Raw genomic sequence first — 13281 nt, 5'->3', positions numbered from 1 at the left:
TTCAGTATGAATGAAGTAATCAATGCAATTTTAACACGGGTAAGTGTGCGTCAATTTACCGATCAAAGAATTGAAGATGAAAAACTAAAACTTATTGCCGACTGTGCAAAAGCTGCCCCGACAGGAAAAAACCGACAAGCACGAAAATTTACGGTTGTACATAATCGGGAAAAAATTCAAGAACTCGCACAGGCGATCGCAAAAGTACATAACCGCAACGATTACCGGATATATGGCTGTGATGCGATTCTCTTGATCAGCTTTGCAGAGGACGATAGGTACGGCCAATGCGACTCATCTTGTGCAATTGAAAACACTTATTTAGCAGCAGAATCCCTTGGGTTGGGTGCTGTCTGGATTAACCAATTACGTGATAAATGCAATGAACCGGAAATCCGAAATATACTGGACTCCTTTCATATTCCGCACAATCATGTGATATGCGGCTTTGTTGCGTTAGGCTATCCTGCAGAAAAACCGGTGATCAAAGAAAGAACGGAACCGGTAGAATTTATATACTAGAGGGAAAATTATTATGAATGAAAAGATCGCTATCCTCGGCGCAGGGTCATGGGGAACGGCAATAGCTTGTACACTCGGTCGAAACGGGCATCGCGTTATGCTCTGGAATCGGAGTGAAGATGTATGCTCAAGCATCAATATCGAACATATTAATAAAAAGTATTTACCGAACTATACCTTACCGCCAACGATCTCAGCTTCTGTCGATATGCAAGAAGTATGCAAGGATGCGGCAGTACTTTTTTTAGCAAGCCCATCCCTGTATCTAATGGATACTGTAGACAAGCTCTTAACGATTCCTCCTTTTAATATCGATACCGGAACACAGACATATCCGCTCATCGCGGTACTAACTAAAGGATTTATCCCTGATGAGCACGGAGAACCGCACTTAATCATCGAATCTCTTGAAAACAAATTGCCCGATTTTTATCGGGATCACCTTGTCTATGTCGCGGGTCCGAGTCATGGAGAAGAAGTTGCCGCCGGAAAGCTCACCGGTCTTATTGCAGCTTCAAAAAATCCATTAAGCTCCATCCGGTGCCGCGAAATCCTTAAATCTCGCAGTCTACTGGTATACTCAAGTCTTGATATTGTAGGTGTACAGGTATGCGCAGCGACAAAGAACGTGATTGCCATTGCATTCGGTATGCTTGATGCGCTAACCGAACATTCCGACTTTTTCGGTGATAATACCGAATCGCTTTTATTAGCGGCCGGCTTAAACGAAATTCAGATTATAGGGAGAGCAATGGGAGCAACGCATCCGGAAACATTTACATCAATTTCCGGTATCGGAGATCTTGACGTTACCTGCCGCAGTAAATACGGAAGAAATCGCAAATTCGGCCGTGAAATTATCACTGCAGCGGTTTTAGATTCTTTTAACGGCATCGATGACCTTATCGCACGAATCGGTACTATCGGCTATTTACCTGAAGGTATCGTTGCATGCGCTTACCTCGGCAAGATCGCCGTAAAATACGACTTAAAGTTACCGCTCTGCACCGGACTCTACAAAATCCTAAACAAAGAATTATGCCCGGCGGAGTTTATCGAAAATCTTTTAAATGGAACAAAGAATTAAACACATACAAGGCAATTGCATCAGAATCGCTACAGAGAGTGGTAATTCCACTTACAAAGAATCCGATACCTTTGCCCAAATATCAGGATGGAGCCGGCAATTCTCAAGTGTACGCGAAAAAAATGGAATAGTCGCCTCGGCAAAGAAAATTTCCTCCGGTTTCATAATACTGCCTGCAAAACGGTACGTTTTTCTCCAGTATGACTCTTGAATGCTTGAAATAATAACACCGGTATGGGGACCGTCCGATGCCGAATGGATAAATTTTCCTGCACCGATATAAATCCCAACGTGGGAAATACCGCCGGCAGTGTTAAAAAACAATAAATCGCCGGGCTGAATCTCTTCATCCGTTATTCTTTTTGCATATTCGGCAAGGGCATCCGAACGCCGCGGCATCTGCAACTTCAGAACATCAGCCCCATTGCGAAAGACAAAACCCGAACAGTCCATCCCCTTACGAGAATGGCCTGCATAACGGTAGGGCGTACCGAGATAGCTCAAAGCATTATTAACAAAAGCAATCCGTTGAGAATCTTTTGGAGAAGATGCCCCAAAAATGAAAGGTATCGCCGCTAATATGAAAAATAAATAGAAAAAAAATGCTCGTATATCTTTCAAAATCATGTAAAATAGTTATACTAAAAACAAGAAAAAATTGCAATTTTGAAAATAAGCAAAAAATTGTATTTATAAAGGAGCGTATCGATATGAATGAAAAGTCAAGATGTCCATGGGGATTCCTTGATACATGGCGCGGGAAAAAATTTACCGGAGAATGGCCGACATTACCGGAGATGTTTGAAATTACTGCGGAACGTTTCCCAAATAGGAACTGTTTAACCGTCTTTGAGCCGGATCGGATCACCCTTACCTATCGTGAAACACTTGGAGCAATTAAAAAATTAGCAGGTTGGCTTGCCACTCACGGTGTAAAAAAGGGAACACACATTGCCGTTTCAGGTAAAAACTCTTCCGAATGGGCAATTGTCTATTTAAGTGCGCTATATGCCGGCGGTATTATAATCCCCATTGACTACGGCCTACATGATTATGAAATCGAATCACTTTTAAAAACAGCAAAACCGCTCTTTTTCTTTGTTGATGAAGAAAAATACGACCATTTTCTTGAGGCATCAAAATCTCAATCCTTTATTGGTCAAGTTTATGCTTTAAACAGTAAGAACAGTGACCGCTATGTATATAACTTGGAAGCGGAACCGCTTGCCACCTATTATCCTTTACAGGAAACCGACACGGCAGCTATCCTATTCACCTCCGGTACGATGGGTACTCCCAAGGGCGTTATGCTTTCTCACCGGAATATCGTCTCCGACTGCTACATAGCTCAATCACACCTAACCATATTTGAAACCGATATTTTCTATGCATTATTGCCGATCCATCACTCCTATACTATGGTTGCCGTCTTCATTGAAGCAATTTCGGTGGGTGCAGAAATCGTATTCGGAAAATCTTTGGTTGTATCCCGTATGCTCCGCGAATTAAAAGAAGGAAAAATTACGATGCTTCTCGGCGTACCGCTTCTCTTTAATAAGCTGCTTGCGGGTATCTTAAAAGGAGTGCGCAGTAAGGGTGTCGTGGTATATGGCATCATCCGATTCCTCATGGGTATTTCATACCTTGTTAAAAAGACAACAGGGAAAAATATCGGTAAAATACTCTTTAAGAGCGTATTGGAAAAAGCAAATCTTACAACGCTTCGTATTGCAATTTCGGGCGGCGGACCGCTTTCAAAGGAAGTTTTTAGAGCATACAATGAATTCGGTATCGATTTTGTCCAAGGCTACGGTCTGACCGAAACATCGCCGATTATTGCACTGAATCCGAAAGAGCACTTTAAGATTGAAAGCGTCGGGCGTTACTTCCATCCCTATATGGAAATGAAAATCCTTGATCCCGATGAAAACGGCCGCGGAGAAATTTGCGCGAAGGGGCCGATGATTATGCAGGGGTATTACAATATGCCGGCAGAAACCGTAGAAGTACTATCGGAAGACGGATGGTTCCGCACCGGCGATATCGGATGGATTGACGATGAAAAATATCTGTATCTCTGCGGACGTGCAAAGAATCTCATTGTTACCTCCGGCGGTAAAAACGTATATCCTGAAGAAATAGAAAATGCCTTCCAGATGTATTACAACGATATCGAACAGATAACCGTACAAGGATACCACCCCGCGCACGATTTAACGAGCGAAGAAATTGAAGTACTGGTATACCCCGCCGATGAACTGTATAAAACGCTGAATCTTAACCGCGGCACTCCAGCCGGAGACAGCACCGTTTATAAAAGAATAGAAACGATAGTCGAAACCGTGAACAAGGAACTGCTGCCCTATCAGCGGATCACAAAAACCACGCTTTTGGACAAACCTCTCGAAATGACTACAACAAAGAAAGTTAAACGGTATACTAAAGCCGAATAAATCAACACCCTCCAATGAACTGAGGCTTTAAAAAATACGGCACCCATTCTTACAGAACGGGTGCCGCACTCCGGAACTTCGATATATCGATACAGATTAGTTTACTTTAAATTTTCCAACTTCCAGTGCTAAATTCTTAATGCTCTGTGTATTCTTTTGCGTAATTGCGTTTACTTCCTGCACGGCATTGTTAATCTGTGCTGCGCCAGAGGCCATTTCATTCATGCCGTCGGTTATAATACGCGTTAGATTATCCAATTTGCGCATTTCCTCCGCGACACCCTCCCCGCCTTTCAACATCTCTTCAGCCCCGAACTGAACTTCCGTTGTAACCGTATTGATGTTTTTAATAGCATCCAGTACTTCATTGCTGCCGTTTGCCTGTTCGCGCATCGCTTCCGTCAGCTGATCGCTCATCTCTTTTACTTGAGCAGCAAGGGTAAAAATAGCATTGAATTTTCCCTCGACTGTTTTAGAAGATGCTGAAAGCGTTTCTATTTCGCTGCTGAGTAGTTTAAGCGTCGCCGTAATGTTTTTTCCCTGTACGGCCGAATCTTCTGCCAATTTGCGGATTTCATCGGCGACAACGGCAAATCCTTTGCCTGCTTCTCCCGCATGGGCGGCTTCAATCGCAGCGTTCATTGCAAGCAAGTTTGTTTGCGATGCGATGTGTTGAATAACACTCGACGCTTCCATGAGCGAGCCGGATTCTTCCGCTATTTTCTGTGTTACCGTATTAGACGTAAGCAACGTTGCTTTTCCATCTCCCGTTGCGGACACAAGCTCTTTTACGATTGTATCAGCCTTATTGAGTGTCTGGCTGATCGAAGCAATATTTGCGACCATTTGCTCAACCGACGCCGAAGACTGTGCAACACTTGCAGACTGTGTTTCAATACTACTGCTCAACTGCTTAATAGTGCGGATAATTTCCTCTACTGTCGCGGCAGTTTCGGTAACGCTTGCAGCTTGGGTCAAAACTTGTTGCTGGATACCGTCTATATTTGCATTAATCTGATTAATTGAGCTTGCTGTTTCGGACATATTTGAAGCAAGCTCACTACCAATCTCTTCCATAATGCTGCTATTGACGCCGATAGACTTTATTGTAACACCGATTTTTTCTATCGTTTCATTAAAATATTCCGATAAATCCGTTACCTCGTCATTACCGCTTACAGCCATACGAACCGTTAAATCACCTTCACCTTGCGCAATGTCCTTAAGCGCTGCAACAAGTTTTTGGATCGGCTTTACGATATTGTGTGCAACAAAGAATACAACAACCAATGCCGAAACAAAAATAATTCCCCAGATAATGTCTATAGCAATACTCATCTCACCCACTGAACTCATAAGGTCACTGTAGGGAGCGGTCATAATAACCGTCCATCCCGATAGCTTGCTCTTAGCATAGGATGATATTACGGAAACGCCATCGTTATCATAATACCCGATACCCGGATCTTGTGCCTGTAATGCTTGTCGCTCAAATGATGCAAGCGGCACTTGAGTCGGATCTGTTTTTGCTTCCTCGATGGAATTGTATTGATCTTCAACAAAACGTATATCTTTATCTGCAATCGTATTCCCCGTTAAACCGAGTATATAGCAATACCCCCTTTTTCCCAAAACGATGTCTTTAATTGCTTCGGATAAAAGATTCGCTTCTACGGCTGCGCTTAATACGCCGACAATTTCATTGTTATCACCGATAATGGGAACGGCATAGACGATCTGCATTGTATTTGAAACGCGAGATATACGCGGTTCTGCTACAAAGCTTTTTCCTGATGAAGCGGCTAAAAACCAATCCCGGTCGCCGACATAAACAGCTTTTCCATCATCTGTCCCATAACGGTACCCCTGCATAGTGCTGACACCGAAATAATCTACCCGTGCATTATGCCCCGCTTCATTCACAAGACTCTGCGCTTTTTGATAGTATGAAAGAGAAGGATCACGCAGGGAAGGCATACGGGCAACTCCTTCGACAAATTGGAGAGTCGCTTTTATTCTTCCATCGATAATCTCTGCAACATCGGCAGCTTTATCTATTAAATGAGTTTCAATTTTCTCCGTTACGGCTTTGCGTGCAATCATAACTGCAAGCAGCCCCTCGATAACTGAAGCGCCTAGAATCAATACACCAAAAACCAACATCAATTTTTTTCTTAATGAAAAGCGCTTTTTCTTTAGGTTCCTTCCCATATATTCGTCTCCTAATCATTTTGGTACCGACGGCTCAATTGACCGATAATGATAACGGCTGTCCTATAGAACAGCACCGCCGGCCATTTGCCGTTTTAAACGGTACAAACCTCACAGCATAATTCAACACTTTTGAAATTGCAAAACAGGAATATCATTTTCCTGAGCAAAGAGACTTATTTCTATGACTAATTTTATATAAAGGGCATAACGGATTATATTTATTTAAATTAAGTTAGTCTATCCCTCTGTAGCTTATGGAAGAAACCGTAAGAAACTGCCTACGATAAATGCAAGTATTGAAGAGTCCCTAGAGTTGTTCACCGGCGCGTAGTTTAACCCGCATTGTTTGGATTTTTGCATCCATCACTTCGAGCTCGTTCAATATTTCTTTCTCGTGATTGGAAGTTTCGATGACTGCATGAATCCCGCCGTTTTTAATAACGATACGCTTATCGGCATAGAGCGCAAGCGCCGGGTCATGGGTAGCCATCAGTACGATTTTATCATTCGATACCAAAAGCTGCAAAGCCTTTTTACGATCAATTCCTGCATTTTCAATCTCGTCGATCAGAACAATCGGAGATGAGCTTAAAATGGCGGTATCTGCAATCATGAGCGCCCGGGACTGTCCGCCGCTCAGTGCAGTAATCGGCGTATCCAGCCGAAACTGCTCCCCTGCCAGTTTATTTGCCGCCTCGATAATACCGCTGACAGCTGCTTCTTTGTCTTCGACCATCCGGCTTTCCGCATGCAGTTCAATAAACTCTCGGACGGATAAATCCATGACAAAGTTCATATTTTGCGAAAGCTGCGCAACCAGTTTATTGTTTATCGAAAACCGGATTGCTTTATCGGGCACTTCGCCGTTAATCAGTATTGCCCGGCCGGTAGGTGTGTCTTTTTGCGCTGTCCATTCGATGTCCGCGAGCAGCCGCGACTTACCCGATCCGGTCGGCCCGACAATCGAAATAATCTGGGACGGATACAATACAAGGTCTTGAAAATTCTCCGGTTCGCCGGACTTATTCGTACCGGGTAGTATCGTAAGACTCTGCACACCTTGAACGTCATCCCCGTTTAAAAACCGCTGCATTTGAATGATATATTCAAAAAATGCATGGGATAAAGCTTCTCTATCAAGCGCACTCTCTTCGCATTCTTCTTCGGAAAGGTTTTGTAGAAAAGAGTCAAAAGTACGCTGCGTATTGTCCAGAACATGTAGCTCTGTCAATCTGTTTTCTGCAAAAAAATCTTCAATAAAAGGATACTCTGCGAGCAGCGTTTCTATCGTTTTTTTTGAAAGTTCTATTCTTTTTTCGGCGGTGCCGTGTATGTCAAAACCGGTATTTGCGGCCATATTGTCTCCCATAAAAATTTTTGCAAGATGTTTTAGTTATTTGTTTGCGACTCGGCAATCTTCATCTTACGGATATTGCCCATCTGGAAATTTTCGCCGACCCGTGTTTCCCCCAAACAATAGGAACACAACGCCGCAGGCATCGGGAAACGGAGCTCCATTCCTTGCACCGTCGAAATATCTTTATCTCGGTTAAAAAGCAGCGTGCTCAGTTCAAAGGCACCCTGCCCCGTCAGGCCGTTTACCTGCATAATCACCGCTCGCGGATTAACGGTGTTAACGCGGGCGCAAAACACCTCCCGTTCTGCTTGCGACACAATATCACCTTTTGTGATGACAACAATATCCGCCGCTTTTAACAGCGGACCGATTTTTTTCGGTGTATTGATACCCGATAAATTATCGATAACGCAAATACCGAGGATATTTTTAATATATGGAGAACAACGGTTGCACAAGCCTGCTGATTCCGTTATCAAAAGGTCGAATTTTTCCTTGACGCCCCATTGTACTACCTCTTCGATATTGGAAACAAAGAAGTGATCGGGACAGAGCGAACCGGAAATACCTTTTTGAACGGGAATACCGGCCTTTTCGTACAGTATGTCGTCATCGGTGTAGAGGCAGTCAAATTTCACCACTCCGGCACGAAGCCCTTGTGTGCGCAGCGCCTCGATTGTCTTTAAAATAACGCTGGTTTTGCCCGAAGACGGCGGGCCGGAAACGATCAAAAGATTCATAGTATTGCGATTATATCATACCGAGCTGGAACAGGCGGTAACATCCGTTACGAAAGGATACGCAATAGTTGGGCGACAATTCGTCCGGCTTTTCCGCGATGAGACAGTTCGTTTTTTTCTTGTGCCGTCAATTCTGCAACCGTTTTACCGATCTTTGGAAGATACACAATCGGATCATAGCCGAAACCATGTTCTCCGCGCTCCGATGTACCAATCACACCCTCGCACGTTTCTTGCACCGTAAAAAAACGATGAGCATCCAGCATCACTGCAATACAGCAGACAAACCGACAGCGACGGTTTTCCACACCTTCCATCTGCTGGAGAACGAGCTGATTCCGCTCCTCCGCTTTCAGCTGCACACCGTCTTTCATACCATAACGGGCTGAATAGATACCGGGCTTACCGCCGAGCGCATCGATACACAACCCCGAATCGTCGGCAATCACCGGACATTTAACACTTTCGTATAACACGCGAGCTTTTAGGAGTGCATTTTCTAAAAAAGTTGTTCCGGTTTCTTCAGGATCAAAGAGGATACCTGCATCAGCAGGGAGACTGATGCGATGCCCTTCCAAAATAGCGGCAAATTCTTCTTGTTTATGCCGGTTGCCGCTTGCTAAGTATATGTGCATAACCTACCATAACACGCTTTTTTAAGCTCGACAAGATCGTTGTTAATTGTCGCTCGAGAAACACCCAGTTGTTTTGCCAATACCCGATTACTCGGTCCCCGCGTATATTCCTGTATCCGTTTCAGATACCCCTGCCAACGCGCATAACTGTATGCTTGACGGTTTTTCAAGCGCTTGATGACGGAACCATGAGCCTCATCAACCTTACGCAGCTGAAGTGTCGCACTCTTATACCGCACATAATAAAAGTCCCGCTTAGTTACCCATTCATTGTAAACGGTATCCCGTTTGTCGGTCAGCTCCTTTGCTTCTTCAATCAGCAGTCTTACCTTCCGTACCGATATTCCTAAATGTCCAGCAACCGTTTGCAGCAAATGGTCATTGATACAAAAACAAGATTTACACAACAGTTCGAGAAAATAACGTGTATAGATGTCTTTCCTTTTTCTTTCCCATCTGATTGTTTCTTGAATAGACTGAGCTTTTTCAGGTAACACCGTATAAGAAGGCGGCGGACTTGCTGCATACAATTCATAGTTTTGTGCCCCGTCCTGTTCGTCCTGTATCGTTTTAACGATCCGCTGCTGATCATCTTGGGCAACGGAATCATACGTCGCCTGTTCGCGGTTCCGTCTCAGAAAGAGCTTCCAGCTATAGGTAAGAGACATCCGCAAGTATGTAGGAAATATTGACCTATCGGGATTATAACCGTCTATGATAGCATCCAGCTTCGGATAGAGCCAAAGTAAAAAGTCACTGCGCATATCCTCGCTTCCGCAGTAGACTCCGAATTCGCCGAGATTAAAATACAAATACTGAAACAACCGATCGACGGCTTCTTTTTGTGTATTCTGCCGTGAAAAGTCCGTCAATATCGTTTCAACGATATCCTCTTGCATACGTTCCTCCGTGAGCGTAATTTTATTTAAACCTGTTCGGAAACTTCCGTTTCTGAACAGGTTACCTTGAAATGCGATGTTCTAAATCGTGCTATTTGTGCGATTTAGAACTCGTCGACCTATTCGAAAACACAGTTATCGAATAGGTCTTTTGTGCAGAGAGTTTAATACCTCGGTACTGCTTGAACCGTAGCACAGGTATTACAACCGCCTTATAGCATGTTCCCCGATGCTCTGCGCCGAGGTATATTGATGCGTAGTTGTGTCATAGCAAGATACATGCCAAAAAAAGGAAATACGGATTTTTTCAAAAACGAGCAGGTTTTCTAGAGATAATGATCAGTTAAGACCGACAACGGATTTATTTAAATAAGTCTTTTTATAATAACAATTTACAAACTCTTGTGTCAAATTATATGTATGAAAGAAAATCTTTATTCCGTTTTCCTCCTCCTGTCATTATGCAGTAACATTAAAATATGGATACAACCATAAGTGCGCCATCTGTCAGAATATGATACACGGAATATCAGAATTTGAGCATTTGAAAATTATTCGGCTGGCAGAGTTATCGAATCGGACATGAGGAAGATTCAACACTGTCAATAATGCCGCCGCCGAGTACCCTACTCCCGGAATAAAATACAGCGGCTTGCCCGCACGCAACCGCCCGTTCCGGTTCGGTAAAAACAATACGGACTCGGTCAGTGCCGATAGGTTCGATGCGGGCTTTTTTCAGCTGCTGCCGGTACCGTGTTTTAACTTCTGCATAAAAAGGCTCCAGCGGCATTTCGGCAATCCGGTTTACCTCACGCACGGAACAGGCAGCGGCAAGAAGCGTCTCGCCTGAACCGACGGTAACGGTATTATGCTCTGCCGATTTTTCAACCACATAAATCGGATAGCCGAACGGCAGTGCAAGCCCCCGCCGCTGCCCGATGGTATAACGATGCAAGCCGCGGTGTGTACCGACCTTGACGCCGTTGATATCGATAAAATCTCCTTCAGGAAAAGCATCGGGTGCCAATGCGTCGATTACTGCCGTGTAGTCACCGTCCGGCACAAAGCAAATATCTTGACTGTCACTCTTATGCGCATTAACCAGTCCGGCATTTTCTGCAATAAGCCGGACTTCCGGTTTCGTCAGTTCCGCAAGCGGGAAAAAGGTTCTGCTGAGCTGCTCTTGGCTCAACAAGGCCAAAAAGTAGCTTTGATCTTTCTGCGCATCGGCGCCCCGCTCCAACACATACCGGCCGGACAGCTCCTGAAATACTTTGGCATAATGACCGGTTGCAACCGCATCGAACCCTTCTCGTAATGCCTGCTCCATCAGTAACCCGAATTTAATTTGCTTATTGCAAATGTAACAGGGATTCGGCGTTTCTCCGCTGCGATAGCTTTGAATAAAATAATCGATTATCTGCTTTTGAAATTCGGCACGGAAATCGTAAACACAATGCGGAATACCGAGTACCCTCGCTGCCTGCGCCGCTTCTTCAATAATCCGCTCTGTTTGTTCCTTCGCAGCGGAGGCTTGTTCATTCAGCAAACGAAGCGTAATGCCGCATACGTCATACCCCTGCTCTATCAGGAGTTTTGCAGCAACACTGGAATCAACGCCTCCACTCAAGCCTACTGCAATCTTCATTTTTTTATGGAACTCCGCAACGATATTGCTTTACCGTCCGTCAGCACAACTGCTTCCAATTGTTTATAAGTATGGGCAGGGAATTGAGCCGGCACACTTAACGCGCTGCCGATATAAATCACTTCAATGGTTTTCGTTTCCTTTTCGTCCGTATCGCGGTTTATTGCGGTAATACGGACAAGAAGCGGCAGCGCATAGTCATCACTTTGTTCCGTGGCTTCAAACGAAATATTCACATAGAGATAGTTTTGTTGGGTCAAGTAGTCCAGTTTGACCGGAACGCCCTCAATTTTTCCCGACTGCCGGCCGGTTTTTAAGAGAAAAGAGAGAAACGTAAGCGCAAAAACGGCAATAATGGCGAATAACATGGAACGGGACGAACGTGTTGCGGTAAGACTTTTCAGTAAGCTGATTTTTTTTATGTAATCGGGTTCATACATCTGCTGCACCGCTTCCGGCGCTCGCTTCAAACGCTCACTCCGGTCATAGCGGAGATATGAACTGCCCTCGCTCCACGAATCCGGTTGGTTATTCATTTTTTGATACCCCGGTAATTGTGTTTGTCTTCCACCAGACAATATCTGCCTGTTTATCTCCGGCAAGAAGCGCCGACAAGATACCGTCGGAAGAAAGATAAAAAGCGTTGTACACCAGTTCATCCGGAGAAACAGCCAATGTCCGTGTATATATTTTATTTGAATGTAAGTCGATTAATTCGAGGATATAGCCGTCGGAGCGCGGCGTTGTCAACAAACACCAATGATTTGCCGTTATACCAAGCAATCCGTAAACTTTTTTAACAGGACGGGTGCCGGTATTCGTGTCTTCGGTATCTTCATACGCAGCGATATCAATAGTCCGTTCATACCGCCGGTCTTCAATATTAAACGTATACAGACAGCTTTTATCATAACTGATTCCGGCACTCACATTGATATCTGTATCGATGTCTTCACGATAATAATCGACTTTGATATAAAGCCGCTTCGATGTAAAATCGGGAACAGCCTTATCAAGGCTGGAAAACATCTTTACTTCGTTGGTGTAAGGCGACGGTAATCCGCTAAACGCGATGGGAATTTTATACAGCAAGCTGCCGGTATTGTCATACCAGTATACCCGAATACCGGTTTCCGTTCGGCACACTACAATAATACCGTTATTTGCATCCGCATAAAGCCCTTCGATGGGCGGAAAGGGAGTACCGCCGACACCTTCTTGCCCGACAGTATCCACAAATTCCCCCGTATCACTAAAATGAATGACCGTATCACGCAGCACAAGATTTTCCGTCTGATCGTACTCAATACGTTCTTCGTTGACCGTATCGACGGCAAACAGATTTTTGTTTGGCGTTACGGCAAGATACGTCGGATGATTGAGCGGATACGGCACGGCGCTGCGGGTCATAATTTTATCGGTTTGATCGGCATCGATAAATGTCGGGCGCGGATTTTTATCAGGATTATAGTACAATGCCAACAAATCGCCGAATGATGTCAACCTGAGGATTTTTCCCGCACCTGAATTACTCAGATAAAAGATACCGTCATCCATAACAAGCTGACTGTCGGGACGGACATACGGACTTGCCAGCTGAAACAAATCGAGCTGGTCTTCAAAATTTCCGTATTTTATTGAAAAAAGCTGTTTGCGCTCCAAGTTTCCCGTTCTGTCTTTCCCGCACGAAACCGCACAAAGGGAAAAAACGGAACACAAGAAAATA

12 protein-coding genes are annotated in these 13281 nt (G+C 44.3%); 3 read left to right on the top strand and 9 right to left on the bottom strand.

The window, feature by feature from the left end; translation table 11 throughout:
* Nucleotides 1-6 precede the first annotated feature (6 nt).
* Entirely contained in the window at nucleotides 7-522 is a 516-nt protein-coding gene (locus QI63_RS10585) for a nitroreductase family protein (RefSeq protein ID WP_044016223.1), read from the top strand.
* A 13-nt stretch (nucleotides 523-535) separates the two neighbouring features.
* Nucleotides 536-1609, top strand: a complete 1074-nt coding sequence (locus QI63_RS10580) for an NAD(P)H-dependent glycerol-3-phosphate dehydrogenase (RefSeq protein ID WP_044016221.1) — start codon at nucleotides 536-538, stop codon at nucleotides 1607-1609.
* A 51-nt stretch (nucleotides 1610-1660) separates the two neighbouring features.
* On the opposite strand, the gene QI63_RS10575 is transcribed toward QI63_RS10580, so the two are convergent.
* On the bottom strand, nucleotides 1661-2236 hold the full coding sequence (locus QI63_RS10575) for a C40 family peptidase (RefSeq protein WP_044016219.1): 576 nt from the start codon (nucleotides 2234-2236) through the stop codon (nucleotides 1661-1663).
* An 83-nt stretch (nucleotides 2237-2319) separates the two neighbouring features.
* On the opposite strand from QI63_RS10575, the gene QI63_RS10570 reads away from it, so the two are divergent.
* Entirely contained in the window at nucleotides 2320-4062 is a 1743-nt protein-coding gene (locus tag QI63_RS10570; protein ID WP_044016217.1) for an AMP-dependent synthetase/ligase, read from the top strand.
* 96 nt (nucleotides 4063-4158) lie between these two features.
* On the opposite strand, the gene QI63_RS10565 is transcribed toward QI63_RS10570, so the two are convergent.
* The 8 genes from QI63_RS10565 to QI63_RS10530 all read right to left on the bottom strand — a co-directional run bounded on the left by QI63_RS10565 (nucleotide 4159) and on the right by QI63_RS10530 (nucleotide 13217).
* Entirely contained in the window at nucleotides 4159-6273 is a 2115-nt protein-coding gene (locus tag QI63_RS10565; protein WP_044016215.1) for a methyl-accepting chemotaxis protein, read from the bottom strand.
* A gap of 310 nt (nucleotides 6274-6583) precedes the next feature.
* Nucleotides 6584-7633: an ATP-binding cassette domain-containing protein gene (locus QI63_RS10560; RefSeq protein WP_044016214.1), complete on the bottom strand. Its 1050-nt coding sequence runs from the start codon at nucleotides 7631-7633 to the stop codon at nucleotides 6584-6586.
* A gap of 32 nt (nucleotides 7634-7665) precedes the next feature.
* Nucleotides 7666-8373 carry a GTP-binding protein gene (locus QI63_RS10555; RefSeq protein ID WP_044016212.1) on the bottom strand — a complete coding sequence of 236 codons (708 nt, stop codon included), beginning with the start codon at nucleotides 8371-8373 and terminating at the stop codon, nucleotides 7666-7668.
* A 47-nt stretch (nucleotides 8374-8420) separates the two neighbouring features.
* Nucleotides 8421-9008, bottom strand: coding sequence for an RdgB/HAM1 family non-canonical purine NTP pyrophosphatase (gene rdgB / locus QI63_RS10550; RefSeq protein WP_044016211.1), 588 nt, complete (start codon nucleotides 9006-9008; stop codon nucleotides 8421-8423).
* A complete protein-coding gene (locus tag QI63_RS10545; RefSeq protein ID WP_044016209.1) occupies nucleotides 8993-9907 on the bottom strand; it encodes a hypothetical protein in 915 nt (304 codons plus the stop codon). The genes rdgB and QI63_RS10545 overlap by 16 nt, the downstream gene beginning before the upstream one ends.
* A 568-nt stretch (nucleotides 9908-10475) precedes the next feature.
* A complete protein-coding gene (gene mnmA, locus QI63_RS10540; RefSeq protein ID WP_044016207.1) occupies nucleotides 10476-11555 on the bottom strand; it encodes a tRNA 2-thiouridine(34) synthase MnmA in 1080 nt (359 codons plus the stop codon).
* Nucleotides 11552-12091: a hypothetical protein gene (locus QI63_RS10535; protein ID WP_044016205.1), complete on the bottom strand. Its 540-nt coding sequence runs from the start codon at nucleotides 12089-12091 to the stop codon at nucleotides 11552-11554. The genes mnmA and QI63_RS10535 overlap by 4 nt, the downstream gene beginning before the upstream one ends.
* Nucleotides 12084-13217, bottom strand: a complete 1134-nt coding sequence (locus tag QI63_RS10530; RefSeq protein ID WP_235619696.1) for an LIC_12708 family protein — start codon at nucleotides 13215-13217, stop codon at nucleotides 12084-12086. The genes QI63_RS10535 and QI63_RS10530 overlap by 8 nt, the downstream gene beginning before the upstream one ends.
* Nucleotides 13218-13281 lie beyond the last annotated feature (64 nt).

The organism is Treponema sp. OMZ 838 (assembly GCF_000775995.1).
Classification (GTDB): Bacteria; Spirochaetota; Spirochaetia; order Treponematales; family Treponemataceae; genus Treponema.
Note: the sequence above shows the minus strand (reverse complement) of the source record. Positions and strands in the feature narration are given on the sequence as shown.